The sequence below is a fragment of the Micromonospora sp. DH13 genome, from assembly GCF_020873825.1.
Lineage (GTDB): Bacteria > Actinomycetota > Actinomycetes > Mycobacteriales > Micromonosporaceae > Micromonospora > Micromonospora haikouensis.
Map to the genome: position 1 here is coordinate 82,394 of NZ_JAHWGR010000004.1, position 26,061 is coordinate 108,454.

Consider the following 26,061-nt stretch of genomic DNA (forward strand, 5'->3'; position numbering starts at 1 on the left):
ACGGTACGCCCGGGCCGCGACCGCCGGCCCGTCCGGAACGCCGTGTCGGCGTCACGGCCGGGCCGGCCGGCTGACGGTGGATCGGGTGTCACGCGGCGATGGCGTCGCTGGTCGGCTGCGACGGGGTGGCCGGCGTGGTGGGCATGGTCCGTCGCGGGCCCCGGGCCAGGACGTAGACGAAGAGGATCGTCATGACGGCGACTCCCGCCCACATGGCCTGCTGCCAGCCGTCGACGAACGACTCCTGGGCGGCGCGGATGAGGGCAGGTGCCTGGGCACCGGCGGTGTCGGCGGTGTCGATGGCGTTGGCGATGCCCTCGCGGGCGGTGTCGGCGGTGCCGGTGGGGACCGTGGCGAGGCGAGGGGTGATGGCGTCGCGGTAGCCGGCGGTCAGGACCGCCCCGAGGAGGGCGACGCCGAGGGCGGTGCCGAACTCGCGGGTGACGTCGTTGAGAGCGGACGCGACGCCTTGGCGTTCGCGGGGCAGAGCGGAGGTGATGGCCTCGGTGGAGGGGGTCTGGGTCAGGCCCATGCCGAGTCCCATGGCGAGCATGCCGGGCAGGATCGTCAGGTAGCCGCCGTCGACGGAGACGAGGGCGGCCATCAGCGCCAGGCCGGCGCCGCCGAGCAGGATCCCGGCCGCCATCGTCGCGCGGGCTCCGGCCCGGGCGGCCACGCGCGGGGCGAGTCCGGAGGCGAGCATCATCATCGCCGCCATGGGCATGAGCGCGAGGGTGGAGCGCAGTCCGGACCAGCCGAGAACGGCCTGGAAGTAGGGGAACAGCACGACGAAGATCCCGGCCTGGACGCCGAAGAGGGCCAGCAGTGCCAGTGAGCCGCTGGCGAGGCGCCGGTCGCGGAACAGGCGCACGTCGAGCAGGGGTGCCACCCGGCGTAGTTCCCAGGCCACGAACCCGAGGGCGGCGACCACGCCGACGAGCAGGCTGGCCAGGGTGACCGGTGCGGTCCAACCGTGGACCGGGCCCTCGTGCAGGACGTAGATGAGCGCGACCACGGCGATCACCGAGGTCAGTGACCCGACCAGGTCGAAACCGTGCGGCGACCTCTCGCGGGAGTTCGGGACAGCTCGCAGGGCCGCGACGGTGGCTGCGGCGACGAGCACGACCGGCAGCAGGAACAGCCACCGCCAGTTCGCCCAGTCGACGAGGACCGCGGACAGGTACATGCCGAGGATGCCGCCGCCGCCGGCGACGCCGGTCCAGACGCCGATCGCCTTGGAGCGTTCCCCGTCGGGGAACGTCGAGGTGATCACGGCCAGGGTGACCGGCATGATCATGGCGGCCCCGACGCCGGCGAGCAGCCGGGCGGCGATCATCATCGCGGAGGACGTGGCCAGCCCCGCCGCCGCGCTGGCGACGCCGAACAGGGCCAGCCCGGCGAGCAGGATCGGTTTGCGGCCCACCCGGTCGCCGAGGGCGCCGAGCGGGAGCAGCAGCGCGGCCAGGCTGAGGGTGTAGATGTTGATCATCCAGAGGACGGTGCTCTGGGAGGCGTCGAACGCGACGGCGATCTGCGGCTGAGCGACGTTGAGCCCGGAGACCGAGGCGATGACCGCCATCAGGGCGATACACACCGCGATCAGGATGGCGCGGCGCTGGCGCGGGTCGCGGATCGTCGCGTCGGGGACGCTCACGCTCGGGGATCTGTCGGGGGCGGGCATGCGCGGGTTCCTTCCAAGGGGCGCGATGGGCTACGCCGGGAGGGACCTCGGTCCCCGGCGTCGGGAGAGGGTGGGGTCAGCGGCGGCGGGTGGCGCGTACGACGACGTCGTGCAGCGTGACCGGCTGGCCGCCGGGCCCGGGGATCGGGCGCTGGTGCTCCTCGGCGGTGACGACCTCCCAGTCGGCTTCGTCGAGGCCGGCCGTGATGTCGGCGAGGGTGACCGTCGCCTCGGCGGGATGACCGTGGCCATGGCCATGGCCATGGCCGTGACCGTGGTCGTGGCCGTTGCCTTGCGAGGTGTGCAGGTGCCCGACGATCAGCAGGGTGCCGCCGGGTGCCACCCAGTCGCAGATGCGCTGGTAGAACGCCAGTTGCGGCATCGCGGGATGCGCATAGTGGGTGGTGACCAGGTCGAAGCGCCGGCCCGGTTCCCAGACGGTCAGGTCCGCCTCGACCCACCGGATGGGCTCCGTCGGCCCGCTGGCGGCGGCACGGCCGGCAGCGTGGGCTAGGGCGTCGGCGGAGATGTCGGCGGCGGTGACCTGCCAGCCACGGGAGGCGAGCCAGATCGCCTCGGCGCCGGCGCCGCATCCGGCGTCCAGGGCGGTGCCCGGTGCCAGGCCGGCGGTCTCGCGGGCGAGGTACGGGTTGGGTGGGTTGCCGGCCATGGAGCCGGGCCGACCGGCGTGGGTCTGCTGCCAGTGCTGTTGCCAGTAGGCCTTGTCGAAGCTGTGCGTCATCGGATGGCCTGCGCGTTCGTCAGCCGGGCGACGGCCCGGTTGTCGGTGTCCTCGACGACGATCCCGTCCCGCACCAGTTCTGTCTGATCTCGCATGTGACCTGCCCTTTCGCGGTCTCCTCCGGTCGTGACCCGATCCTGGGCGCCCCGGCGAAGATGCGCAAAGTTTCTTGCCGAATGGCAAAATGGGTGCATGGACGAGAACCTGGACCGCACCCTCGACGCGGTCGGCCCGCGGCTGAAGCAGCTGCGGCAGCGCCGCAACATCACCCTCACCGATCTGGCCGAGGAGACCGGCATCTCCGCCAGCACCCTCTCGCGCCTCGAAGCCGGCCTACGGCGCCCCACGCTCGAGCAGCTGCTCCCGCTCGCCCGCGCCCACAACGTCACCATCGACGAACTCGTCGACGCCCCGCTGACCGGCGATCCCCGCATCAACCTGCGTCCGATCGCCACCGGCGACGGCTCCACCATCCTGCCGCTGACCCGCCGGCCCGGCGGCATCCAGGCCTACAAGTTCGTCCTGCCCGCAGGCGACGACAACCGCGTACCCGAGCTGCGCACCCATGAGGGCTACGACTGGGTCTACGTCCTCAACGGCACCCTGCGCCTGGTCCTCGGCGACGACGACCTCACCCTGCAACCCGGGGAAGCCGCCGAGTTCGACACCCGCACCCCCCACTGGTTCGGCGCCACCAGCGCCGGGCCCGTCGAGTTCCTCAGCCTCGTCGGCAGGCAGGGAGAACGCGCACACGTACGCGTCACGCCGAAACCGGGGACGCCGCACTGAGCGGCGGGAACCGCTGACCGACCTCCGACCCGTCGACGCCGGCTGGTCGTGCCGGTCGGGGCTCCGCCGGCTGAGCCCGGGTTGGCAGGATGTGGCCGACGAGCCGGCGGCCGGCCTTCCTCGCGTTACCGTCGTCGGACGACGAGACCGTTTGCGACATCGTGTCGAGGAGGTCTGATGGGCGCGACGCCGGTAGCGGGTGGCCCGGCAGATCCGTCTCCGGCGAAGGTGACGCTGATGCCACATTCCTCGCCTGACGAACTGCACCGTCGGATGCTCCAGGCACCTCCGGCCGAACTCGACGGTGCCGCCCCGGTGCAGGTCCACTCCCTGGTCTCCCACAAGCACGTTCCGTTGTACCTGTTCGCCATCAAGTCACTCGCCGGCTACTGGCGCGGAGTGGCGGCGGTCGTGCACGACGACGGCTCGTTGACCGACGCCGACCGGGCGCTGCTGGAGGAACAGGTCCCGGGCGTCCGCGTCATCCGGCGGCCCGACGCCGACGACATGGTCCAGGCCATGCTCGGGGACCATCCACTCCTCGCGGAGGTCCGGCGGAGGAACGTCCGCATCCTGCAACTCGTCGACTACTTCCTGCTCGGTGACGCCGACCTGGTCATCGGCATGGACAGCGACATCCTCTTCTTCGGCGAACCGTTGGAGGTGATGCGGTGGGCCGCCGCCACCGAGCGGCAGCCGGCCTTCATGTACTCGCAGGAGCGGTTCGCGTCGGGGCGACTGCCGGGCGGTGTGCGGTGGATTCCCGAGGCGTTACCCGGCGTGCCGTACGTGCCGCACATGTGCTGCGGTTTCGTCTGCGCGCACCGTCGCCGCTTCCTCGACCTCGACTACCTGGAGGTCATGATGGATCGGACGCCCCGGGAGATCCTGTTCCGCCCCCGCCATGTCACCCAGATGTTCTACTCGGTGCTGGGCGGGCGGCTCGGTGACGCGGCCCAGCCGCTCGGTGAGCCCTATCGCTCGGGGCCGTGGAGCAGGCTGCCGCCTGCGGAGAACCGCGTCCTGTGCCACTACTTCGCGTCCATCGAGTCGGCGGAGGTCGAGGACAACATCCGCCGGCTCCCCGAGCTGTTCCGGCGTGCGCTCCAGCAGCTCGAAGGCGCGGAACAGCGTGGTTGACCCATGAGCGGCGCGGCCCTTCGCCCGCCGCCGCTGTGGGAGAACGTGAACCCGTCCGGCGTGCGGGCGGTGTACGTCGAACGGCGCAGGCTGCTCGGGCTGCTACGCCACGCGGACCGACGGTGGCTGGCTGCCCTGGTCGCATCCCTCGTCGTTGTCGTGGCGGTCGGCCCGATCACCGTCGCGGCCACCCGCGGACTCGTCGACGCCATGCTCTCGAGGTCGGGAGAGTTCGTCCGGCTGGCCGTCGCCGTCGCCCTCCTGATGTTCGTCCGGCAGTTCGCGGAGATCGCCGGATCAACCCTGCGGGCCTCGATCGCCAGGCAGGTCGACGGTGCCGTGCGCGCCGAGCTTCGACGTATCGCCTCCCGGCCGCCCGGCATGGCCCACCTGGAGGATCCCGCCTTCCAGGACGTGGCGCTGCGCGCCGCGGACCAGGGCGTGGCGTGGCGCGACAGGTCCGCCGGTCTGGCGGCCGTGGGCCAGTTGTCGCTGACCGGCCGGATCCTCTCCGCGGCGGCCATGGCCGTGGCGCTCGGCGCCTACTTCCCGGTCCTGGCGGCAGTGCTGTTCCTGCTCTCCGTCACCTCGCGGTGGATCGCCGTCCGGCAGTGGATGCACCTCGAGTCGGTCAAGGACGCGGCGATGCCGGAGCGGCGCAAGGTCGACTACTGGGCGGAGTTGGCGGCCGGGCCCGAGGCCGCGAAGGAGGTCCGCCTGTTCGGTCTCGCCGGGTGGGTGGTCGAACGCCGGGCCGCCGCCCACCTCGCCTGGCTGGCCGACTACTGGAAGTTGCGGCGGAGGGTTCTCCGTAGCCAGAAGACGGCGGCCGTGCTGGCCGTGGTCTGTGCCGGTCTGGCACTCGGGGTCCCCGGCCGTGCGGCCTTCGACGGCCGGATCAGCATGGGGGCATTGGCGTCGTGTCTGGTCGCTGCCTGGGGCATCTTCGCCGTCGCCGCCCTCGGCGCCGAGGCACACGACATCGAGTACGGCAAGGATCCGATGCGGGCGCTGGCCGTCCTTGAGCGCGTTCAGGTCGAACCGCGGCGGAAGCTGCAGCCGCCGCCCGCGACGATCCCGACCATCAGGTTCGAGGAGGTGTTCTTCGAATATCCGGGCCAGCCCCGCCCTGTCCTGAACGGACTCGACCTGACCATCCGGGCGGGGGAGCGGCTGGCCCTGGTGGGGGTGAACGGGGTGGGGAAGACGACCCTGATCAAGCTCCTCGCGGGCCTGTACGAGCCGACGGGGGGCCGGATCACGGTGGACGGGATCGACCTGCGCGACCTCGACCCCGAGGCGTGGCGGCGCAGGGTCACCGCGCTGTTCCAGGACTTCGTCCACTATCCGCTGACCCTCCGCGACAACATCACCCTGGCCGCCCCGGAGGTGGAGACCGACGACGCCGAGCTCGACGAGTTGATCCGGCGTGCCGGGGCGGGGGCTCTGCTGGCGGGCCGGCCCCGCGGCCTGGACACGTCGCTGTGGCGTACGGGGACCGCCGGCACCGACCTCTCGGGCGGGCAGTGGCAGAAGCTCGCGATGGTACGAACACTCCACGCGGTCGACAAGGGGCGGCAGGTGGTGCTCCTCGACGAGCCGACGGCGCACCTCGACGTCAGGGCGGAGGCGGAGTTCCACCAGCGGATCCTGGGGTCGATACCGGCCGCCTCGGTGGTGGTGATCTCACACCGGTTCTCCACCGTCCGGGCGGCCGACCGGATCGTGCTCCTCGACGGTGGGCGGATCACCGAAGAAGGTGATCACGACTCCCTGATGGCCGACGGCGGGACGTACGCCAGGCTCTTCACGCTCCAGGCGTCGAGGTTCACGGCCCGGCACCCGCAGCGGGAGTCCCCGGGGTGACCGTGCCGGCGAGCCTGCGGATGGCGCTCCACACCCTGCGGCTCAGCTACCGCGCGGATCCCCGGGTGACCTGCTTCGTCGGGGTCATCGTCCTGCTCCAGGCCGGCCTCGTCGCCGCCACCGCGAGCGCCCAACGGTGGCTGGTCGATGCGGCGGGCGCCCGCATGCTCGCCGGGCTCGTCGAGGCCGTCGTGGTCGGCATCCTCGCCTACGTCATGCAGGTCGTGGGCCAGCGGCTGGCCCTCAACTTCCGCAACGACCTCGTCAACCGCGTCCAGATGGCCATGGAGCAGGAGATCACGGAGACAGCGGCCCGGATCCCGACGATCGAGCACCTGGAGCGCGCCGAGTTCCTCAACCAGATCACGATGCTGCGGCGTGGAACGGTTGCCCTGACCACCACCGGCTGGGCGGCGGCCTACGCCGTGTCCGCCGGAGTCGGACTGTGCCTGAGCGTCTGGCTGTTGGCGGATCTCCACCCGTTGCTCACCATTCTGGCGCCGTGCGCCCTGCCGATCCTCGTCCTGACCAACCGGGCCCGGAAGATCCAGCAGCAGGCGTTCGACGCGACTGCGGAGCCGCTGCGGCAGGAGGCCGCGCTGCATGAGCTGTGCCTGCGACCCGGCCCTGCGAAGGAAGTGCGGATCAGCGGGAACGCCGAGAAGCTGAACCGGCTCGCGCAGCAGTTGTGGACGAGGGCCGCCCGCGAAGAGGGGGCGGCGCGGCTCCGGGGCCTGGGCATCGAGGCAGCCGGCTGGGCGCTCTACTACGGAGCCCTGGCCGTCACCCTCGTCCTCGTCGGGCACCTGATGGCGTCCGGGCAGACCACCGCGGGTGGTGCCGTCCTGCTCATCTCGCTCGCCGGTCAACTGCGCACCCAGCAGCAGGCGGTGGTCGATGCGATCACCCAGGTCGCTGCCGGTGGGCGGATCGCCGAACATCACTTCTGGCTCACGAGATACGCGTCGGCGTCCCGTGCCGGGGTGCTGCCGCCGCCAACGCGGTTGACCCGGGGAATCGTCCTGGACCGGGTCTCCTTCACCTATCCCGGCACCGAGGAGCGCGTACTCGACGGGGTGGACCTCGTCGTTCCCGCAGGCTGCTCGATCGCTGTCGTGGGGGAGAACGGGGCGGGCAAGAGCACCCTCATCAAGCTCCTCATGGGGGTGCTCCGTCCGACCGGAGGCACCATCACCGTCGACGGGGTCGACCTCACGCGGCTGGACGCGTCCGGATGGGCGGCGGCGAGCACCGGTACGCTCCAGGACTTCCTGAAGCTCCAGGTCCCGGTGCGGGAATCGGTCGGCGCGGGGGACCTGCGGAAGATCGGGGACGTCGTCGCCGTCGACGGTGCCCTGCGGCGTGCCGCCGCCGCGCAGTTCGTCCACGAACTTCCCGACGGCATCGAGACCCTCCTCGGCAGGCTCTTCGGCGGGATCGAGCTGTCGCACGGGCAGTGGCAGCGGCTCGCCGTCGCGCGAGGGCTGATGCGCACGAGCCCGTTGCTCCTCGTCCTGGACGAGCCGACCGCGGCCGTCGACGCGCAGTCCGAGCACGACCTGTTCGAACTCTTCACCAGGCAGGCTCGCGAGTACGGCGGTGACGGGGCGATCACGGTGCTGGTGTCCCACCGCTTCTCGACGGTCCACCTGGCCGACCGCATCGTCGTCGTCTCCGGCGGCAGGATCATCGAGCAGGGCACGCATCCGGAGCTGTTGGCGGCCGGGGGCGAGTACGCGAGCCTCTACCGCCTCCAGGCGGAGGCATATGGGCACCGGGCCCGCCCTCGTCGCCGCCCCGCATAGCACCGTCGTCGCCGGAGACGCCCGGTGCGGGCCGCAGACGCCTTCCGGACTCACCACCCGTGACGTCGGGCATCCAGCCAGCGTGGAATGACCTTCCGACAAGGACTGTGGACATCGCGCGTCGACGTATGGAACGATCGGTGTTCGTCACTGCGTTAAAGGTGTATCCGCTATGCGGGTGGCCGGGGAGAACGCTTGCCGCAGGCCGGCTGTCGGTGCTGGGCGATGAAGCTGATCCGCGGCTCGGCGCGTTGAGCGCCGTTGTCGAGGTCGCAGTGGGATCCATGATGAGTCGCGGCATGGATGAAAAGAGGAGAAGTGCGCGCTGATGGCAATCTGATCAATGATTCCGCACTTCCGAGAGATCGCCGTCGCGACGATGGCGGGTCTGTCGAATTTCTTCCTTCGCCGTCTGGTGGGTCCGTTCTCGGCGACGTCATCGGTTCACTGGAAATGAGGATGGTCGGTCCCGAGGTCGTCTACCGGGCCATTGCCGGCAGCAGGCACGAACTTCTGCTGGCGTTGCCCGCCGAGTGGAAGCGAACGGGCCCGGCGCTCGATGTTCTCGCCGGGTGCCGGCTGGCGCGGGCGGGCATTCGGGTCAGGGCGTACGTCAGTGCCGAGTGCCGGGTCGGTGAGACGACCATCGACGGGGAGGTCCGGCGGCTCGTCCGTTCCGGCGCATCCGTCTTCACGACTTCGGAACCGTTGCCGCGACTCAGCGTGGTGGATGGGAAACTGCTGATGTCCGCCCTGAACCAGCGCGGGTATGACAGTGGCGGCCTCGCCGGCCGGGAGCTTCCCTTCCTGGGGCTCATGCTTCGGTCGATGCACGCGCATGCCTTGGCCCTGCCCGCCGAGTTCCCAGGCGACGAGTCCACCGAGTCGCTGAGCCGGGAGGTGTTGCACCAGCTCGTCAGCGGTTTCAAGGACGAGGCCGCCGCGCGCAGGGTCGGCATGTCCCTGCGCACCTATCGCCGGAGCGTGGCGCGGTGGATGACCCGTCTCGGCGCGCAGAGCCGCTTCCAGGCGGGATACGAGGCGGCTGTTCAGGGCCTCCTCTTCGGCCGGACACGTCGAGACGGTGGACCGAACGAGGGCGCGGCGGTGCCGGGGGAGTTCGCCGGTTAGCCTTCGCGTCCACGCCGAGCTGCGCGGGCGGGCTGGCATGAACCTGCCAGTGTCGCCGTCCGGACTTTGCCCCCTCCTACGCTCGGAGTTGGTCCGGGCTCGCCGGACCACACCCAGAGTTCCACGAGGCCCTTGTCCAGCGGCGCGGCGGATATGCCGGGTGGACCGTACCGAGGTCGTGACCTCAGGAGGCCCAATGCTCATCCCTCCGTCGCAGACGCAGCCCATGTCCACCCGCGAGCTGTACCTGTTCGACACCATGGGGCTGTTGCGGATACCCGGGTTCCTCTCCCCTGACGCCGTCGAGGTGTGCCGGGGCGAAGTGCGTCGCCTGTCGTCGACGGCGGCACTCGGCGACGGTGAGAAGGAGAAGGTCGAAGACCTGGTGGGGAACAGCGCCCACTTCGCCGAGTTGGCGGCCAGTGAGGCGGTGCGAGCGCTGGTCGAACCGCTCGTCAACCAGCCGTACCGGCTCATCGAGAGCTATGCGCTGCGGCGCACCCGGCAGAGCGTCTTCTATCTCCACAACGGCAGCGGCGAGGTTCTGCATTACGCGGGGGACCGGGTCGCCCGACGGAACATGAGCTATATGCACACGTTCCATGACGGGAAGCTCTACTGCATGTTCGTCAAGGTTCTGATCTATCTGAGCGACGTCCTGAGTGACGACGATGGACCCTTCTGCTACCTGCAGGGATCGCACAAGGCCAACTTCGCCTGGTTTCCGGACGGTGACTCGGGTTCGCCGAATGCGTGGGTCTCGGAGACAGGCAACCCGAGGGCGGCCCTCACGAGGGAGAACTTCCCGTCGCTGGAATTCGTCCGGGCGAGGGCCGGGGACGCTCTGGTGATCAACGAGGCGCTGCTGCACGGCTCGCTCCAGAAGGCGTCCGGGGGCGAACGGATCCTGACCGCACTGGGCTTCGCCCCGTCGTTCGTGACGGACTGGAAGCGCCTCGATCCCCGGTCGGACGACATCCAGCGGCTGGGTCACTACTAGCTTCGCCCCATCAAGAGCCCTCGTCTCCTTCCCCGGTGGTTGACGGCATGCGTGTACTGATGATCAGCAGTGACTACCCTCCCCGGCCCCGCAGCGGCATCGGAGTGCATGCCGCAGCCCTCGCCGGGGCTCTGCGCAGGCTGGGCGTCTCGGTGACGGTCATCACGACGGGGGCGAAACCGGAGAGCGGCCGCGGCGGTGACGACCACTACTGCGGGACGCTGGGCGCGGAGATCCTGTCCCTCCCCGGTGAGGCGTCAGCCACGTTGAGCATGTTGCACCGCAACGTGGGCATGGCGGCGGCCGCCGGGAAGCTGCCCGCCAGCTTCGACCTGGTCCACTGCCACGACTCGCGAGCCGTCCTGGCGGCACGTGCCGTCGCAGACCTGTGGGATCTCCCGCTGGTCATGACGAAGCACTACGACCGTTCGGCGGGCGGCACCCACCTCGACGAGGACACCTCCGACCGGGTCATGCTCGACTACGAACAACGGCTCGAACGGTGGGGGTTGGAGCGCAGCACCGTCGTCATCGCGGTCAGCCAGTCCCTCGCGCGGGGGGTCCGTACGTCCGTCGGCCGGGCGGTCGAGAACCTCGTGGTCATCCCCAACGGCACGGAGTTCCACGACACCGCCCGGGACGCCCCGGCGTCGTCGCGCGGTGGGCCGCGCCCCCCGCAGGTCGAACTTCTCCAGGTGGGACGACTGGTCCACCAGAAGGGCTGTGACCTGTCGATCGCGGCGTTGAGCCTGCTGCGCGATCTTCCCGTCCGTCTCGTGGTCGCGGGCGACGGCCCGGCCCGGCCCCAACTGGAAGGTCTCGCGCGGTCGCTCGGCGTCCGCGACCGGGTCACCTTCCTCGGCTACGTGGCCAGGAGCCGGCTGGAGACGCTGTACGCGGACGCGCAGATCGCGCTGGTGCCGAGCAGGTTCGATCCCTTCCCCATCGCAGTCTGCGAGGCGCAGGCCGTCGGCAAGGTGGTCATCGGCGCGCGGATCGGCGGGATCCCCGAGCAGATCGACCACCTGGAGACCGGGATCCTCACCCCGCCCGAGGACCACATCGCGCTGGCCGGATGGATCCGCTGGGTGCTGGCGGATCCGCACCGCGCCCGCACCCTGGGCGAACGAGCCGGCTCCCATGCGCGGACGGCCTACTCCTGGGACCGTATCGCGGAGGCGACCCTGCGGCAGTACCAGGTGGCTCGGGAAACCTTCGCCGCGGCAGGTCAGCCCCACCGCCGGCCTGTCGCGGACCTGGACGCCGTGGCGGCGGTGGATGCGGTAGGTCCGGCCGACACCGGAGGCGACAGGTGACCTCGCGGGATCGGGCGACCCGGATCGCCGGCGTTGGATGCCTCGGGGAAGGACGGGGGTCATCAGGCCTCGTTGTAGCCTCTGCGGATGGCTGATGCCGACGATGTGCGCCGTCTGGCGCTCGCGCTGCCCCACGTGGTGGAGATCGACAGCGACGGCTTCGACTTCCGGGTGGAGAACAAGGGATTCGTCTGGTCCTATCCGGAACGCCTGCCGGGGAAGCCACGGGTCATCCGCACCGACATCGCGGTGCTCTACGTCGGCGACGAGGCGGAGAAGCAGGCGCTGCTCCTCGGCGAGCCCGACCTGTTCTTCACGGCGACCGGCTACGACGGCTTTCCCTTGGTGATGTTGCGCCTCACCGAGGTGTCGGTCGAGCGGCTGGCCGAACTGATCACCGATGCGTGGCGGATGCGGGCGCCCGCTGAACTGCAGGAGACCGCGCAGGGCGGGTGACCGCCCGGGGCGGGGCACCCGGACGCCGGGCAGCGCCGCTCGGGAGGGCATGCCGCACCCGAGCCGAGGCGCCCCCGGGGCGCGGATCGATCACCTACGGGCTGGATCCGTTCCGCTTTCCGCGCGTGGTCGATCAGGCCCGGACCGTGTCATGCTGCACGGAGCCCGACGGGAGGACGACGATGGCTGCTGGCGATGCCGTACAGGTGCGGCCGGCGCGAGGGCTGCTGCGACCGCTGGTGTCCGGGGCGACGCTGATCGCGGTCCTGGCGTTGCTGTTCGGGCTGCCGTGGTGGACGTTGACGGTGGCGGCGCGGTGGCCGGCGCCGGTGGTGGCCGCCGGCACGGCGGTGTTCGTCGTCGCGGTGGTCGCGTTCCCCGTTCTGATGTCTCTCGGGCACGGCCGCCGGCGGCTGGACGCGGCGGCCCGCGCGGGGGACACGCTCCTCGGCCTGGTCTGGATCCTCTTCGTCTGGGCGCTGCTCGGCAACGTGGCCCGGCTCCCGCTGGCCGCCGCAGGGGTCGCCGATCCGGTGCGGTCCCGAGCCGTGGCGGTCGGCGCGGCGGCCGTCTCGATCGTCCTGGCTGTCTGGGGTTACGTCGAGGCGATGCGGTTGCCCCGGGTCCGGCGGGTGGACGTCACCATCGACCGGTTGGGTGCCGGTCTCGACGGGGTCCGGGTGGTGCTGCTGACCGACACCCACTACGGCCCGATCGACCGGGCCCGCTGGTCCGCCCGCACCATCGAGGTGGTCAACGACCTGGCCCCCGACATCGTCTGCCACACCGGCGACATCGCCGACGGCACGGTCGACCAGCGCCGGGCACAGGCGGCGCCGCTGGGCGCCGTGCAGGCCCGGCTGGCCCGGGTGTACGTGACGGGCAACCACGAGTACTACGGCCAGGCGCAGGGCTGGGTCGACCACATGCGGACCCTCGGCTGGGAGCCACTGCACAACCGGCACCTCGTGGTGGAGCGGGGCGGCGCACGGCTCGTCGTCGCCGGGGTGGACGACGTGACCGCCGCCTCGTCCGGCCTCGCCGGTCATCGGGCCGACCACGCGGCGGCGCTCGCCGGCACCGACCCGCGGCTGCCCGTGCTGCTGCTGGCGCACCAGCCGAAGCAGATCGGCGACGCGGTCGCGGCCGGCGTGGATCTGCAACTGTCCGGGCACACCCACGGTGGCCAGATGTGGCCGTTCCACTACCTGGTCCGGCTCGACCAGCCGGTCGTGCAGGGCCTCAGCCGGCACGGCCGGACCCAGCTCTACACGAGCCGGGGGACCGGCTTCTGGGGCCCGCCATTCCGGATCTTCGCGCCGAGCGAGATCACCCTGCTCACCCTCCGGGCGGGTTAGCCCGACCAGGCCGGCACCCACCTGACCGTGGCTGGGATGCCTCGGTCAACCCTGCTGGCTGTCCCGGCCCCCAGTCCTCCGCCCTTGGTCGATTCCTCGACGGGTTGTCGGCGTTCGAGCAGGCCTGAGTCGGCACCGAGCTATCCCGATGATGACAAAGTCATCCCAGAGCGTTGACGGTGTCATCTCGATTGCCTACGCTGGCTGTGATGACGCCGTCATCTTGCAGGGCCGGGGTCCTCGGCCTGCGGAAGCCGGCATCCGCACGTATGCCGTGGGCGTCACGCAATCGTCGAGGAGTGTCGATGAATATCTTTCTCACGGGCGGATCGGGCTTCGCCGGAGGAGCAATCCTCCGGCGGCTGGTCAACGACGGGCACACGGTGCACGCGCTCGCGCGGTCCGCGGCGGCCGCGGACGCGATCACATCGGCCGGCGGGCTCCCCGTCAGCGGCGACCTGTTGGACCTGGTCAACTCCGGCAGCGGGCCCGCGTGGCTACAGACTCTCGGCGAGGTCGACGCCGTGGTGCACTCGGCGGCCTTCATGGCCTTCTGGGGATCCGACCAGCTTTTCGTCGACCGCAACCTGCTGCCGACCCGCGCCCTCTACCAGGCCGCCGTGGAGGCACGGGTCAAGCGATTCGTCCTGGTGTCCGCGGCCAGTGTCTCCACCGGCACCAATCACGACCACACCGTCGACGAGAGCTCCGACACGGGCAGGGCGAACATCGCCTACAGCCGCGTGAAGCTGCGCACCGAGCAGGAACTGCTTGCCCTGCCGCACGGGAACACGTCTCTGGTCGTCATCCGGCCGCCGTTCCTGTGGGGCCAGGGCATGACCCACACCTTGCAGGGATTCATCGACTCCGTCGCAGCCGGCCGATTCTCCTGGATCGACGGAGGGCGGCACAGGGTCGACTTCTGCCACGTCGACAACCTCGCCCACATCATCACGCTGGCACTCGACCGTGGGGATCACGGCTTGATCTGCTACGTCACCGACGGCAGCCCCCGCCCCGCCCGTGACTTCTTCACGCCTCTGCTCGCCACCCGCGGCGTCGACGTCAGCGCGGCCAACAGCGTTTCCCGGGCAGTGGCCTCACCTCTGGCCACGCTCATGCAGACCGCTGCGAAGGCGCGTCGCAGCGCCACCGCACCACCGCTCACCCCCTGGATCATCTCGTTCATGGGCCGCGACCGCGTCTACGACATCACCCGAGCACGACTTCGACTGGGCTATCAGCCGGCGATCACCGTGGAAGAAGGACTCCGGCAAATGGCGCACTCCCACACTATGGGCCGCTGAACCTCGCGCCTACGCCACCCGGCCAGCGGAAGGATCCTCCACGAGGCAGTTCACAGTGGACGACCAGGCGACGAAGGTACGTCGAGTCACGTTCGCCAGTCCACCGTTCAACCTGATCGGCGCGGACACCGTGGCTGAACTGTCGGACATCGTCGACCGGCTGAGCGGCGAGGAACAGGTCAGCGTCGTCATCTTCGACAGTGCAACGCCGGGATTCTTCTTCAACCACGTCGACAGCGACCAGATCCCGGCCATCGTGGACATGGCCGGCAGCGGGCCCTTGCCCGGGTTCGTCGAACTCGGCATGCGCCTGGCTGCCGCACCGTTCGTCAGCATCGCGTCGATCCGGGGCCGCACCCGTGGCGGCGGCGCGGAGTACACCGCCGCCTTCGACCTGCGCTACGCCAGCCGGGAACAGGCGATCTTCTGCCAGCCCGAGGTCGGCTTCGGTCTGGTCCCCGGCGCCGGCGGCACCGAGCGACTGACACACCTCCTCGGCCGCGACCGGGCCTTGGAGGTGCTCCTGACCGGTCAGGACTACGACGCGGACCGCGCCGCACAGTACGGCTGGGTCACCCGGGCGATCCCCGACGCCGAACTCGACGACTTCGTCGCCGCTGTCGCCCGGCGTATCGCCAGCTTCGACAAACAAGCCATCACGGCGGTCAAAACCCAGGTGAACCGCTCTACCCTGCCGCCGGAGGAGAACCTGCTGGCGTCGTTCGTCGAGTCCGCCCGATCCACCACGGGACCTGGCGTCGAGGCTCGAGGGCGCGCCGTCGGCAAACTCATCGCCCGGATCGGGATCGACGACCTCGAACGGAACCTGGGCCACCACCTCGAGTCGCTGGCCCAACAGCCGTAGCAACCCCCGGGGCGGTAGCCACACCCCCTCGCCTGCGGTCGGCAAAGGCGTCCTGACCCGGCCATAGGATGAACGCATGATCCGGGCTGAAACCGCCGCCGCGACACGCCAGGCCCTGCTCGAAGCGGCGGCCGAGCTGCTTGACCGCGGCGGCCTCGAAGCCGTGACCCTCCGTGCCGTTGGAGCGCGCGCAGGGGTCACCCGTGGAGCCCCCTACCGGCATTTCCCGGACAAAGAGCACCTCATGATCGCGGTCGGCAGCCATGCCTGGGACGAACTCGGTCAACGAATTGGCGCCATCCACCGAGACCCCGACCTCACGCCGGCCGCAAAGCTGCGGGCCCTCCTCGCCGCATTCATCAACCTCGCCCGCCGCCAACCCCATCTCTACCGTCTGATGTTCAGCAGCCCCGCCAGCGATCCCACCGCCTTCGCCCGGGCTGCCCAGCCCACGCAGGACGAATCCCTCCAGGTCGTCGCCGCCGTGACCGGCGAACACCACGCCCGCCGATACGCCGCCCTACTCCTCGCCAGCGCCGACGGCATCGCCGGCATGGAACTCACCGGCCAGCTCGAAGGCGAAAAATGGCACACCACCGCCGAAGAGCTGATCGACACCCTCGTCACCATGGTCGCCGCTCAAACCCGCGGAAGCGCCACGGAAGCGGCGGGCGGTTCCTGACACGATCGCTGAGCCTTCTTCAGGCTGACCTTGCAGGTCGGAGGGGGTGCGGCGGGCCCGGAGATCGATGAGGGCGAGGCTCCGGGTCTGGCCGCAGGCGGTGCACCAACAGTGCGCCGCCGCCGAAGCCCGCTTCGAGGCGTTCGCCGCCGAGTTCGGCGACCAGTGCCCGGGGCTGGTGGTGTGCCTGCTCGGCCTGGTCGTTGCCAACGGCCCTCTCGCCTGGATCGAGGTCCTGCACGACGGCGATCTGTCCGTGCCGGCCGGGCTGATGACCCCTCAGCATCCCTGTTCATGATCGGGTGCTCGGTACATCTCCGGGTAGGGACGTGAAACGGTGCGGGTGGGTGGTGCATGGTCCGGGTGGGCGCGCCGGTCCCAGTCCATGGTCGACCATGGGAATGCGAGGTCTGCGAGGGCGTCGATCTCGGTGGGTTTGAGCGGAGCCGGGTCCAGGGCCTCCTCGTGCCGGGCGAATACCCGGTCCACGTATCGGTGCCCGGTGTCGGCGCCGATGACGAGGTGCTCGCGTTCGGGGTGGCGCTGCGCCTCCCATGCTGCTGCCAGGAAGGCCGCTCCGGTGGACAGGCCAGCGAAGACGGCGTGCGTCCGCATCAGGTCGACCGTGCCGGCCATGGCGTAGTGGAACGTCAGCCAGTGCAACCGGTCGTAGAGGTCGGGGCGGACGTTGTCGAAGGGGATGGCGCTGCCGATGCCGGCGATGATGGCTTCAGGGTCCTGGAAGCGCTCGCTGCCGAAGCTGACGCTGCCGAACGGCTGGACCCCGACGAGTTTGGTCGACGGGTCGTGCTGGCGTAGCGGCTGGATCAGGCCGGCGCTCGACGCGCCGGTGCCGACGCTGGCCACTACCGTCAGGGGTCTGCCGGCAAGCGCGATGCGCACGAGGTCGGCCAGTTCCGCGTATCCCAGGCAGTGGTTGGGGTCGTGGTACTGGCGCATCCAGTGCATCTCGGGGTGGGCGCGCAGCAGTTGGCGTACTCGCGCGACCCTGCGGTCCTGATCGAGGCGCAGGTCGGACTCGGCTGGCATCTGGTCCACTGTCGCGCCGAGGATTTCCAACTGCGACCGGATCGTCGGTGTCACGGTGGTCGAGGCGACGATGTGGCAGCGGAGGTCGTAGCGGTGGCAGACCATCGCCAGGGCCAGGGCGTAGATGCCGCTCGAACTGTCGACGACGGTGTCTCCCGGCCGTACGGTGCCGTCGGCGAGCAAAGCCCGGACGGCGCCGAGGGCGGCGTAGATCTTCAGCGTCTCGAACCGGACGAGCATGGTGTTGTCCGACAGGCGGATGAGGCGTGGCGTCCTGAGGGCGTCGGTGACATGGCTGTGGACGGTCGTGACGGCTTCGGGCGGGACCGTGAATGGCATGGGTGGTCGTCCCTCGTGTTGTGCCGCTGGTGGGGGCGGCGGAGCGCGGGCATCCAAGGCCAGTCATCCAGGTCGATGTCTAGCGCTTCGTTCAGGTCGCGTCCACGGCCGTGCCGGTTCCGGTGCGCAGGGAATCTTCGCGAATGACGAATTGACCGATCTCGGGGGAACCAGGGGCATTGTGCCGCCGACTACTCCAGCGGTGGCCGACGAATCGCCGCCGAGCCGTCTGGTCAGCGTCCGCCCAGGAGAGCCCGTGTCACGACTACGCTCGCTCGCCCCTCTCGTAGCGTCGATCATGTTGGTCAGTGCGTGCACCGTCGACGCCGGTGCCGCCGGCGCCAGCTCCACGGTGCTGCGTATCGGCCTGAGCGCGGAGTCCGGAGCGCTGGACCCGCACGCGTTCACCGGCAACTTCCTGCTGCTCGACGCGATCTACGAGCCGTTGGTCACCTACGCGGAGGGCGGCAAGCTGGAGCCGGGGCTCGCGCAGTCGTGGACCGTCGCCGAGGGCGGTAAGCAGGTCACGTTCGACCTGCGCGACGGGGTCGTCTTCAGCGACGGGACGCCACTGGACTCCGCCGTCGTGAAGTGGAACTTCGACCGGTGGGTCGGGAACAAGAAGTTCACGTTCTTCCGTGCCTCGCAGATCATCTCGGCCGTGGACACCCCGGACGCGGACACCGTGCGGCTGACGCTGTCCGAGCCGTACGAGCCGCTGTTGCAGGAGCTGTCGATCGTGCGGCCGGTGCGGCTGCTCAGCCCGAAGTCCGCGACCGTGAGCGGCGAGTTCCAGAAACCGGTCGGCACCGGGCCCTGGACGGTGGAATCCCAGTCGGCCACCGGCGTCACGCTGGCCCGCAACGACGCCTACTGGGGGACGAAGCCGAAGCTGGAGAAGCTCGAGTTCAAGGTCATCCCCGACTCGCAGGCCCGCATCGACGCGCTCGGCAACGGCGAGCTCGACCTCATCGGCGGCTCGTACCTGGCCCCGATCACGCCGGTGGAGGCCCGGTCGCTGACGGACCGCGCCGACGTCGCACTGCTCACCGGCGCGCCCGACGTCTCGGTCATCCTCGGGTTCAACGCGAAGGGCCCGGCCGGTGACCGGGCCGTCCGCGAGGCGGTCCGGCAGGCGGTCGACACCGCCGCCCTGGCGAAGGCGCTGCTGCTGGGCTACGGCGAGCCGGCCCGGCGGGTGTTCCCGCCGGGCGTCCCCGACTCCGGCACCGACCTGCCGGTCGTCGTCGACCAGGACGCCGCCCGCCGCACGCTCGACGCGGCCGGCTACACGCCCAGCGGCGACGCCCGCGTCAAGGACGGCAAGAAGCTCTCTCTCAGGATGCTCATCCCCGCCGCACCGGCCGAGGGGCAGCTCGACCCGCGCGCCATGGCCGCCGCGATCGCCGCGTCGCTCAAGGAGGTCGGTATCACGGTCGAGATCGCCCCGGTCGACTCCGCCGCCTACTACGACGAGCGGGCCGAGGGCGCGTACGACATCACGTTCTTCGAGGGGCTCGGCGCGCCGTACGACCCGTCCGGGTCGATCGTCTCGCTGTTCACCTCCGGCGCCCGGGCCCCGCTGTGGGCGACCCCGGCCACCGAGGACCTGGTCGACAAGGCGCTCTACGCCACCACTCCGGCCGCCCGCAGCGCGGCATACCAGGCGCTCTACGACGCGGTGGCCGCCGACGCGGGCTTCGTGCCGCTGGTCTACCGGCCGCGCCTGTGGGCCGTCCGGGACGCCGTCAAGGGCTTCGCGGTGCCGCCCACCGACGTCGACCTGGAGCTGACCGGAGTCACCGTCGAGTGAGGGTGCCCGATCGCCTGGTCGCCGCCGGTGGGTACGTCGCGCGTTGGGCCGCCGACACGGTCGGGGTGCTGCTGGCCATGTCGGTCGGCACGTTCGCGCTGGTCCTGCTCGCCCGTGGCGACCCGGCGGCGGTGCTCGCGGCGACCCGGGCCGGACGACCGGCCACGCCCGAGCAGATCGAGGCGGTCCGCGTCGAGCTCGGCCTCGACGACCCCGCCCCGGTGCGGTACCTGAGGTGGCTCGCCGACGCGTGCACCGGCGACTTCGGGCTGTCGCTGCGGACGAACACGCCGGTGGGACCCGAGGTCGCCGACCGGCTGGGGGTCACGTTCGGGCTGGTCGCCGGCTCCGCGACGGTGGCGCTCGTGGTCGGGTTGGCGGTCGGCGTCGCCGGGGCGGTGCTGCCGCGAGGGCCGCTGCGTGGTGCCCTACGAATCGGCGCGCTGCTGGTCACGTCGGTGCCGGCGTTCTGGCTGAGCTACCTGCTGGTGCTGTTCCTGGCGCTGCGTCTGCACCTGGTGCCGACGTCGGGAATGGCGGGCCCGCGGACGTGGCTCATGCCGATGGCGGTGCTCGGTCTGCCGGCGGCCGGTGTGCTCAGCCGGGTCGTCGCGGTCACGCTGCGTGAGGCGCTGGGCCGGCCGTACGTGCGCGCGGCGCAGGCGCGGGGGAGCAGCCCGCTGTCGATCGTGCTCCGGGACGGCCTGCCCAACGCGGCCGGGCCGATCCTGTCCGTGGCGGGGTTCGGCATCGGCAGCCTCCTGGTCGCCACCGTCGTGGTGGAGAAGATCTTCGGCTGGCCCGGCCTCGGGGCCTACTTCGTGCAGGCGGCCGGGGCGCGGGACGTGCCGGCGCTGCAGGCCGCCGTGCTCGTCATGGGCGGCGGGTTCATCCTGGCCAACCGGTGCGCCGACGTCCTGCACGGCCTCATCGACCCACGCGCCCGCCGGAGCTCGTCGTGAACCGCGGCAGGGCGCGGACGACGCTGGTCGCGGTGCCGCTGGTCGTGTTCGCGGTGGCGGGACTGCTGGCGCCGCTGATCGCCCCGGCAGACCCCACCACCAACGACCTCGCGGCCGGTCTGGCGTCGCCGTCTGCCGAGCACCTTCTCGGCACCGACCAGCTCGGCCGCGACCAGCTCAGCCGGCTGCTCTACGGCGCGCAGATCTCCCTGGCGATCACGGCGGCGGTGCTGGCCATCTCACTGACCGCCGGTGCGGTCGTCGGCACCGTGGCCGGCTACGCGGGCGGATGGGTCGACCGCGTGGTCTCCCGGGTGATCGACGTGGTCGTGTCACTGCCGGGGATGCTGGTGGCGCTCGCGGTGATCGGAGTACGCGGCCCCGGCGTGGACAACCTGATCCTCGCGCTCGCGCTGTGGTCGTGGGCGCCGTACGCCCGGATCGCGCGGGCCCGCGTCGCCAGCCTGCGCGGCAGCCCGCACCTGGACGCCCTGCGCCTGCTCGGCGCCGGTCACGGCCGGATCGTCGGCCGGCACCTGCTGCCGTTGGCGCTCGGGCCCTGCCTGGTCTACGCCAGCACCGACGTCGGCACCGTCGTGCTCGCCGTCGCCACGCTGAGTTTCCTCGGCCTCGGGGTCGCCCCGCCGTCCGCGGAGTGGGGCCAGATGCTCATCGAGGGGCGGCCGTTCCTGGCCTCCGCGTGGTGGCTGGCCTATCCGCCCGGTGTCGCGATCACGGCCGTGGTGTTCGCCAGCAACCTGCTCGGCGAACGGCTCGCGGCCGGTGCGGAACGACCGTCGATCATCCGCCTGGTCCGCCCGGGACGGATCCGCCGCGCCACCCGGTCGGTGCCGTCCCCCGATCCGGGCACCGTGCTGCGGGTGCGGGACCTGTCCGTCACGTACCCCGACGGCAGCGCTTCCCGGCGCGTCGTCGCCGGGATGTCCTACGAGGTGCGGCGCGGGCAGGTGCTCGCGTTCGTCGGCGAGACCGGCAGCGGCAAGACCACGGCCGCTCTCGCGCCGTTCGGGCTGCTCGACCCGAGCGCGGCGGTGACCGGCTCCGCGCTGCTGGACACCCACGAGCTGATCGGTCTCGCCCCGGGCGAGCGGCGCCGGATCAACGGCCGCAGGGTCGGCGTGGTCTTCCAGGACAGCGGCGCGTTCCTCAACCCGTTGCGGACCATCGGCGCGCATGTCGACGAGGCCGTCCGCAACGCCGGCCGGGGCGGACGGCGGGCCGCGACCCGCCGGGTCAGCGGGGAGCTGCTGCGGCTGGCCGGTCTGCCGGATCCGCTGGCGGTCGCCCGTCAGTTCCCGCACCAGCTGTCCGGCGGCATGCGTCAGCGGGCGCAGATCGCCATCGCGCTCGCCGGTGAGCCGGAGCTGCTGGTCGCCGACGAGCCGACGTCCGCCCTCGACGCGACCGTGCAGGCGCAGCTGCTCGACCTGCTGGCGCGGCTGCGCGACGAGCTGGGCATGGCGATGATCATCGTCAGTCACGACCTGGCGGTGGTGTCGCGGGTCGCCGACACCGTGGCCGTCGTGTACGGCGGCCGGATCGTGGAATCGGGCCCGGCCACTGACCTGATCGACGAGCCGGACCATCCCTACACGCGCGGGCTGCTGGACGCCGTGCCCCGTCCCAGGACGGCGCCGGGCACCCGGTTCCGCACCATGCCGGGCCTCGCCGGAGGCGGCCCGGACGACCTCGCCGGCTGCGGCTTCGCGCCCCGGTGCCCGCTACGCCAGGACAGCTGCGACCACGAGCCCCCGGCCCTGCAACCGCTGCTTCCGGCGACCGCGCACCGGTCGGCGTGCCTGCACCCGCCGACCAGGGAGGGCTCGTGCTAGCAGTCGATCGGGTGAGCGCCGGCTACGGTGCCGTCGGGACGGTGGTCGAGGACGTCACGCTGCGGGTGGCGGCCGGTGAGATCGTCGGGCTGGTCGGCGAGTCCGGCTGCGGCAAGACGACGCTGGCGCGGGTCGTCACCGGCCTGCACCGCCCCCGCACCGGGACGGTTCACCTCGCGGGCGTCGACGTGCACGCGTTGCGGGGCCGGGCGTTGCGGGCGCACCGTCGTCAGATCCAGATGGTGTTCCAGGATCCCTTCCTGACGCTCAGCCCTCGGCAGACGATCCGGCAGGCGATCACCGAGCCGCTGCAGATCCACCGGATCGGTGACGCGCGGTCCCGGTCCGCGCGCGTGGACGAGCTGCTGGACCTCGTCGGGCTCGATCCCGCGCTGGGTGACCGCCGACCCGGGCAACTCTCCGGAGGGCAGCAGCAGCGGGTGGCGATCGCCCGCGCGCTGGCGCTGCAACCGCGGCTGCTGATCTGCGACGAGCCGGTCACCGCCCTCGACGTGTCGGTGCAGGCGAAGGTCCTCAACCTGCTCTGCGACCTGCGGGACCAGCTTGAGTTCGGTTGCCTGTTCATCACCCACGACCTCGCGGTCGTCGCGCAGCTCGCCGACCGGATCGCGGTCATGAGGGGCGGTCGGATCGTCGAGCAGGGCCCGACCGGGCAGGTCACCGACCAGCCCGCACATCCGTACACAAAGACCCTGCTCGCGCTCGGAATCAACGATGGACGTCGATCGGCGGGAACCCTGGGCCCCACCCGCCCGACCTATCCATCGTGACCATCGCGTGCATCGAGATGCTCTCCTTCGGCCTCGCCCACCTCGCCAGGGCCGCCCACTCCTGCGGTGAGCGGCTGGCGCTGCTGACCGGTGTCGAGCCGCTCTACCTCCACGAGCTGGCCACGCTGCCGCCGGGCACGATCGACGTGATACCGGTCGACACGCACGACCGCCGGGAGGTCACCAGAGCCCTGCGCGCGATCGGCGACCTGCGCGGCCTGATCAGCTCGACGGACACCTGGGGAGTGACCGGCGCCGAACTCGCCGCCGAGTTCGGCCTGCCCGGCATCGACCCGGCGGTCATCCGGCTGGCCCGCGACAAGGCGCGCGTCCGCGACCTGCTGCACCGCAGCGGCCTGAGCCGGGTCGTGCCCTTCCCCGTGGACGACGTGGCCACGGTGAGCCTCGACCGGCTCGCCTCGGCGGTCGGGATGCCCGCTGTCGTCAAGGACACCGCCGGCACCAGCAGCGCGAACGTGTGGCTCGTCCGCGACGCCGACGACCTCGCCCGCCTCCGCCGCGAGGCCGCGGACACGGCGCTGTTCGGGAGCCTGTTCGCCGAGCCGTTCCTGCCCGGGCCCGTCTACAGCGCCGAGACCGTGACCTGGGCCGGGCAGACCAGGCTGCTGGGACTGTCGAGCCGGCTCATGTCGGCCCAGCCGTGGTTCCGGGAGGACGTGACCGCGTTCCCCGTGGCGCTGCCACCCGACGAGCTCCGCGAGATCGAGGCGTGGGCTGGCGCGGTGCTGGCGGCCCTCGGTTACACCGACCGGTTCGCGCACATCGAGATCGCCATGACCATCGACGGGCCGCAGCTGATCGAGGTGAACCCCCGCATCGGCGGCGCGCTGGTCGGCGAGGCGATGTGCCGCGCGCTCGGCGTCAACGTCTACGCCGGCCTCGTCGACCTCGCGCTCGGCCGCCGCCCCCGCCTGCTCGACGCGGCCCTGCCCGGAGGCCCCGCGGTGGCGTTCGTCCTGGCCTACCCGCAGCAGGCCGGTGAACTCGTCGCCGTGCACGGGACCGACGACCTGCACCGCTATCCGGGACAACCGCGCTGGTATCCGACCAAAGCCATCGGCGCCCACATCGCGCACGTCGCCGACGGGCGTGGCTACGCCGGCATCGTGCTCGCCGAAGGACCGACCGCCGAGATCGCCACGCACCGTGCCGTCGCCGCGGCGGGCGCGGTCCACGTCCGCACCCGCCAGTCGTGCTAGCCGCGTCGGCCGCGCACGATCAGCCGCCGGGCGTGGTTGTCGTACGGCTCCCCGTCGAAGCCGCCGAAGCAGTCCACGTCGGCGAAGCCCGCCTCGCGGAGCATCCCCTTGAGCTCGGCGGCGCTGTAGAGCGCGTGCTCGACGACGGCCGTGCGCGCCTGACCGCCCCGGACCAGGAGGAAGTCGTCCCGGAACCGGGTCCAGCCGGCGAGGACCGTGCCGCGCACGACGAGCGTGCCACCGTCGACGTCGACGATCTTCGGGGCGAGGCCGTCGCGGGCCGCGATCTCCTTGCCGTACAGGTCGATGAGCGCCCGACCGCCGGGCTTGAGGCTGGTCAGCACGTTGCGCAGCACTCGCATGTTCTGGTCGTGGTCGGCGAACAACCCGAACGACGTGTACATGCTGATCGCAAGGTCGTACCGGTCCGGCTCGACGAACTCACGCATGTCGGCCCGGACGAGCCGGATGCCGACACCGGCGGCGGACGCGGCCGTCGCGGCCCGGTCGAGCAGCGCCGCGCTGAGGTCCACGCCGGTGACCGCCGCGCCCCGGCGGGCCAGCGGAATCGTGTACGTCCCCGGCCCGCACCCCAGATCCAGCACGGCGGCCCCGGCGGGCAGGCGCAGCAGCGGAGACGTCGACACCCGCGCCTCGGCCTCGGCGGCACGCCCGGCGGAGAACATCACCTCCGCGAACCCGGTCCACAACGCCTCGTCCTCGAACCACTCCATCACCACTCCATTCGCCGCCGTTGATGTCCGCCGCGTCTGATAGTCGTCGCCGGGCCTGCGCTGGTTCCGGCAAGCCGCACAATCGGGAGGACTCGCCCATGGAACTGTCCGTCCGCCGCGAGACACTGCGGCTCATCGAGGTGGTGCGCAGCTCCCGGGGCGAGATCGACTCCGTCGGGACCTGCATGGTCACCCTGACGCACGACGGGATCACCGCCTACGGCGAAGGCACACCGACCGGGTACGACGGCGTCACCGCCGACGACGTCGTGGCGGCAATCGACGCCGACGCGGTGGCGGTGCTCGGACGGGACCTGCGGGACCCGGAGGACGTCCTCGACCGGATCGGTCGGTGGGACGCGCCCGCAGGTGCCCGGATGGCACTCGACGGCGCCGTGCACGACTGGATCGGCAAAGCCGCCGGTCAGCCGACCTGGAAGCTGTCCGGCGCGGCCCGAGCGCTCGGACCGACCGTCTACACGATCTCCATGGCAGGACCCGAAGCGGCGGCGAACGCGGTCCGCAACGCGCCGGCGGTGGGCGCCTTCAAGGTGAAGGTCGGCGGCCCCGGCGACATCGCATCCCTCGAAGCGATCCGGGCGGTCACCCCGCTGCCGGTCCGCATCGACGCCAACGAGGCGTGGGACCTCGACACCGCCCGCGCGCTCACCCCCCACCTGCGGCGGCTCGGCATCCAACTGATCGAGCAGCCGTTCCCGGTGACCGCGATCGACGACTACCACCGCTACCGGGAGGTGCCCGACCGGCTGCCGGTCTTCCTCGACGAGGGCTGCACCGACGAGGCGAGCGTCCAGGCCGCCCGGTCGTACGCCGACGGTTTCGTCGTGAAGCTGTGCAAGGCCGGCGGGATCCGCGGCGCCCGGCGGGTGATGCAGGCCGGCCGGCGGGCCGGGCTCGGCACCATGATCAGCTGCATGTGCGAGTCGGAGCTGGCCATCAGCCAGGCCGCGCAGCTCGCACCGCTGGCCGACCACATCGACCTCGACGGCCACCTGTACCTGCGGGAACCACCCTTCCGGGGCCTCGGTCTCGAAGGCGGCCGGATCGTCCTGGGCGACGCACCCGGACTGGGCGTCGTGCCGTCGTGAGGAACTTTCCCGGTCATCGATACGACATGTCGACAGGACGCGGGGCGCCGCG

At 71.3% G+C, this 26,061-nt stretch carries 24 protein-coding genes; 20 read left to right on the forward strand and 4 right to left on the reverse strand.

Features of this window, described 5'->3' with window-relative positions; translation table 11 throughout:
* Window positions 1-88 precede the first annotated feature (88 nt).
* Together LPA42_RS05140 and LPA42_RS05145 are read right to left on the reverse strand one after the other, a co-directional pair.
* Complete coding sequence (locus LPA42_RS05140; RefSeq protein WP_228986367.1) at window positions 89-1,681, reverse strand: MFS transporter; 1,593 nt, start codon at window positions 1,679-1,681, stop codon at window positions 89-91.
* Window positions 1,682-1,757: 76 nt separating this feature from the next.
* Window positions 1,758-2,423, reverse strand: coding sequence for a class I SAM-dependent methyltransferase (locus LPA42_RS05145; RefSeq protein WP_077935890.1), 666 nt, complete (start codon window positions 2,421-2,423; stop codon window positions 1,758-1,760).
* Between the two features lie 192 nt (window positions 2,424-2,615).
* Between LPA42_RS05145 and LPA42_RS05150 the strand changes: the two genes are divergently transcribed.
* The 14 genes from LPA42_RS05150 (at window position 2,616) to LPA42_RS05215 (ending at window position 16,436) form a co-directional block, all read left to right on the forward strand.
* Window positions 2,616-3,212 (forward strand): helix-turn-helix domain-containing protein, encoded by a 597-nt coding sequence (locus tag LPA42_RS05150; protein WP_077935891.1) that lies wholly within the window; start codon window positions 2,616-2,618, stop codon window positions 3,210-3,212.
* 237 nt (window positions 3,213-3,449) lie between these two features.
* The gene (locus tag LPA42_RS05155) at window positions 3,450-4,352 is read left to right on the forward strand and encodes a hypothetical protein (RefSeq protein ID WP_144082527.1); all 903 of its coding nucleotides are present in this window, start codon (window positions 3,450-3,452) and stop codon (window positions 4,350-4,352) included.
* Window positions 4,353-4,355: 3 nt separating this feature from the next.
* Window positions 4,356-6,218: an ABC transporter ATP-binding protein gene (locus tag LPA42_RS05160; protein ID WP_077935893.1), complete on the forward strand. Its 1,863-nt coding sequence runs from the start codon at window positions 4,356-4,358 to the stop codon at window positions 6,216-6,218.
* Window positions 6,215-8,023: an ABC transporter ATP-binding protein gene (locus LPA42_RS34355; protein ID WP_077935894.1), complete on the forward strand. Its 1,809-nt coding sequence runs from the start codon at window positions 6,215-6,217 to the stop codon at window positions 8,021-8,023. The genes LPA42_RS05160 and LPA42_RS34355 overlap by 4 nt, the downstream gene beginning before the upstream one ends.
* Window positions 8,024-8,163: 140 nt before the next feature.
* Window positions 8,164-8,352, forward strand: coding sequence for a hypothetical protein (locus LPA42_RS05170; RefSeq protein ID WP_144082528.1), 189 nt, complete (start codon window positions 8,164-8,166; stop codon window positions 8,350-8,352).
* Entirely contained in the window at window positions 8,342-9,154 is an 813-nt protein-coding gene (locus tag LPA42_RS05175) for a response regulator transcription factor (RefSeq protein WP_144082529.1), read from the forward strand. The genes LPA42_RS05170 and LPA42_RS05175 overlap by 11 nt, the downstream gene beginning before the upstream one ends.
* 196 nt (window positions 9,155-9,350) lie before the next feature.
* Window positions 9,351-10,154 carry a phytanoyl-CoA dioxygenase family protein gene (locus LPA42_RS05180; RefSeq protein ID WP_228986368.1) on the forward strand — a complete coding sequence of 268 codons (804 nt, stop codon included), beginning with the start codon at window positions 9,351-9,353 and terminating at the stop codon, window positions 10,152-10,154.
* 47 nt (window positions 10,155-10,201) lie between these two features.
* Window positions 10,202-11,470: a glycosyltransferase family 4 protein gene (locus tag LPA42_RS05185; protein ID WP_077935897.1), complete on the forward strand. Its 1,269-nt coding sequence runs from the start codon at window positions 10,202-10,204 to the stop codon at window positions 11,468-11,470.
* 87 nt (window positions 11,471-11,557) lie between these two features.
* Window positions 11,558-11,926: an MmcQ/YjbR family DNA-binding protein gene (locus LPA42_RS05190; protein ID WP_077935898.1), complete on the forward strand. Its 369-nt coding sequence runs from the start codon at window positions 11,558-11,560 to the stop codon at window positions 11,924-11,926.
* 182 nt (window positions 11,927-12,108) lie between these two features.
* On the forward strand, window positions 12,109-13,284 hold the full coding sequence (locus LPA42_RS05195; RefSeq protein ID WP_077935899.1) for a metallophosphoesterase: 1,176 nt from the start codon (window positions 12,109-12,111) through the stop codon (window positions 13,282-13,284).
* 305 nt (window positions 13,285-13,589) lie between these two features.
* A complete protein-coding gene (locus tag LPA42_RS05200) occupies window positions 13,590-14,591 on the forward strand; it encodes an NAD(P)-dependent oxidoreductase (RefSeq protein ID WP_077935900.1) in 1,002 nt (333 codons plus the stop codon).
* A gap of 55 nt (window positions 14,592-14,646) precedes the next feature.
* Window positions 14,647-15,456: an enoyl-CoA hydratase/isomerase family protein gene (locus LPA42_RS05205; protein ID WP_077935901.1), complete on the forward strand. Its 810-nt coding sequence runs from the start codon at window positions 14,647-14,649 to the stop codon at window positions 15,454-15,456.
* Between the two features lie 76 nt (window positions 15,457-15,532).
* A complete protein-coding gene (locus tag LPA42_RS05210; RefSeq protein WP_077935902.1) occupies window positions 15,533-16,138 on the forward strand; it encodes a TetR/AcrR family transcriptional regulator in 606 nt (201 codons plus the stop codon).
* Between the two features lie 67 nt (window positions 16,139-16,205).
* Window positions 16,206-16,436: a hypothetical protein gene (locus LPA42_RS05215; RefSeq protein WP_077935903.1), complete on the forward strand. Its 231-nt coding sequence runs from the start codon at window positions 16,206-16,208 to the stop codon at window positions 16,434-16,436.
* Here the strand turns inward: LPA42_RS05215 and LPA42_RS05220 are convergent.
* A complete protein-coding gene (locus LPA42_RS05220) occupies window positions 16,418-17,527 on the reverse strand; it encodes a pyridoxal-phosphate dependent enzyme (RefSeq protein WP_077935926.1) in 1,110 nt (369 codons plus the stop codon). The two genes, LPA42_RS05215 and LPA42_RS05220, sit on opposite strands and share 19 nt — an antisense overlap.
* Before the next feature lie 298 nt (window positions 17,528-17,825).
* Between LPA42_RS05220 and LPA42_RS05225 the strand changes: the two genes are divergently transcribed.
* From LPA42_RS05225 to LPA42_RS34360, 5 genes are read left to right on the forward strand one after another with little or no spacing between them, the layout of a single operon-like run.
* Complete coding sequence (locus tag LPA42_RS05225; RefSeq protein ID WP_158229369.1) at window positions 17,826-19,340, forward strand: ABC transporter substrate-binding protein; 1,515 nt, start codon at window positions 17,826-17,828, stop codon at window positions 19,338-19,340.
* A 2-nt stretch (window positions 19,341-19,342) separates the two neighbouring features.
* Window positions 19,343-20,302 (forward strand): ABC transporter permease, encoded by a 960-nt coding sequence (locus tag LPA42_RS05230; protein WP_077935905.1) that lies wholly within the window; start codon window positions 19,343-19,345, stop codon window positions 20,300-20,302.
* Window positions 20,299-22,155, forward strand: a complete 1,857-nt coding sequence (locus LPA42_RS05235; protein ID WP_077935906.1) for a dipeptide/oligopeptide/nickel ABC transporter permease/ATP-binding protein — start codon at window positions 20,299-20,301, stop codon at window positions 22,153-22,155. The genes LPA42_RS05230 and LPA42_RS05235 overlap by 4 nt, the downstream gene beginning before the upstream one ends.
* Entirely contained in the window at window positions 22,149-22,946 is a 798-nt protein-coding gene (locus LPA42_RS05240; RefSeq protein WP_077935907.1) for an ABC transporter ATP-binding protein, read from the forward strand. The genes LPA42_RS05235 and LPA42_RS05240 overlap by 7 nt, the downstream gene beginning before the upstream one ends.
* Window positions 22,943-24,166 carry an ATP-grasp domain-containing protein gene (locus tag LPA42_RS34360; protein WP_077935908.1) on the forward strand — a complete coding sequence of 408 codons (1,224 nt, stop codon included), beginning with the start codon at window positions 22,943-22,945 and terminating at the stop codon, window positions 24,164-24,166. The genes LPA42_RS05240 and LPA42_RS34360 overlap by 4 nt, the downstream gene beginning before the upstream one ends.
* On the opposite strand, the gene LPA42_RS05250 is transcribed toward LPA42_RS34360, so the two are convergent.
* On the reverse strand, window positions 24,163-24,900 hold the full coding sequence (locus LPA42_RS05250; RefSeq protein WP_077935909.1) for a class I SAM-dependent methyltransferase: 738 nt from the start codon (window positions 24,898-24,900) through the stop codon (window positions 24,163-24,165). The two genes, LPA42_RS34360 and LPA42_RS05250, sit on opposite strands and share 4 nt — an antisense overlap.
* Window positions 24,901-24,998: 98 nt before the next feature.
* On the opposite strand from LPA42_RS05250, the gene LPA42_RS05255 reads away from it, so the two are divergent.
* Window positions 24,999-26,009 carry an enolase C-terminal domain-like protein gene (locus tag LPA42_RS05255; RefSeq protein ID WP_158229370.1) on the forward strand — a complete coding sequence of 337 codons (1,011 nt, stop codon included), beginning with the start codon at window positions 24,999-25,001 and terminating at the stop codon, window positions 26,007-26,009.
* Window positions 26,010-26,061 lie beyond the last annotated feature (52 nt).

What these genes read in the sequence shown, in the direction of transcription:
- LPA42_RS05140 (WP_228986367.1), bottom strand. Translation starts at nt 1,681, where the DNA reads ATGCCCGCCCCCGACAGATCCCCGAGCGTGAGCGTCCCCGACGCGACG.
- LPA42_RS05145 (WP_077935890.1), bottom strand. Translation starts at nt 2,423, where the DNA reads ATGACGCACAGCTTCGACAAGGCCTACTGGCAACAGCACTGGCAGCAG.
- LPA42_RS05150 (WP_077935891.1), top strand. Translation starts at nt 2,616, where the DNA reads ATGGACGAGAACCTGGACCGCACCCTCGACGCGGTCGGCCCGCGGCTG.
- LPA42_RS05155 (WP_144082527.1), top strand. Translation starts at nt 3,450, where the DNA reads ATGCCACATTCCTCGCCTGACGAACTGCACCGTCGGATGCTCCAGGCA.
- LPA42_RS05160 (WP_077935893.1), top strand. Translation starts at nt 4,356, where the DNA reads ATGAGCGGCGCGGCCCTTCGCCCGCCGCCGCTGTGGGAGAACGTGAAC.
- LPA42_RS05180 (WP_228986368.1), top strand. Translation starts at nt 9,351, where the DNA reads ATGCTCATCCCTCCGTCGCAGACGCAGCCCATGTCCACCCGCGAGCTG.
- LPA42_RS05185 (WP_077935897.1), top strand. Translation starts at nt 10,202, where the DNA reads ATGCGTGTACTGATGATCAGCAGTGACTACCCTCCCCGGCCCCGCAGC.
- LPA42_RS05190 (WP_077935898.1), top strand. Translation starts at nt 11,558, where the DNA reads ATGGCTGATGCCGACGATGTGCGCCGTCTGGCGCTCGCGCTGCCCCAC.
- LPA42_RS05195 (WP_077935899.1), top strand. Translation starts at nt 12,109, where the DNA reads ATGGCTGCTGGCGATGCCGTACAGGTGCGGCCGGCGCGAGGGCTGCTG.
- LPA42_RS05200 (WP_077935900.1), top strand. Translation starts at nt 13,590, where the DNA reads ATGAATATCTTTCTCACGGGCGGATCGGGCTTCGCCGGAGGAGCAATC.
- LPA42_RS05210 (WP_077935902.1), top strand. Translation starts at nt 15,533, where the DNA reads ATGATCCGGGCTGAAACCGCCGCCGCGACACGCCAGGCCCTGCTCGAA.
- LPA42_RS05215 (WP_077935903.1), top strand. Translation starts at nt 16,206, where the DNA reads ATGAGGGCGAGGCTCCGGGTCTGGCCGCAGGCGGTGCACCAACAGTGC.
- LPA42_RS05220 (WP_077935926.1), bottom strand. Translation starts at nt 17,527, where the DNA reads ATGCCATTCACGGTCCCGCCCGAAGCCGTCACGACCGTCCACAGCCAT.
- LPA42_RS05225 (WP_158229369.1), top strand. Translation starts at nt 17,826, where the DNA reads ATGTTGGTCAGTGCGTGCACCGTCGACGCCGGTGCCGCCGGCGCCAGC.
- LPA42_RS05250 (WP_077935909.1), bottom strand. Translation starts at nt 24,900, where the DNA reads ATGGAGTGGTTCGAGGACGAGGCGTTGTGGACCGGGTTCGCGGAGGTG.
- LPA42_RS05255 (WP_158229370.1), top strand. Translation starts at nt 24,999, where the DNA reads ATGGAACTGTCCGTCCGCCGCGAGACACTGCGGCTCATCGAGGTGGTG.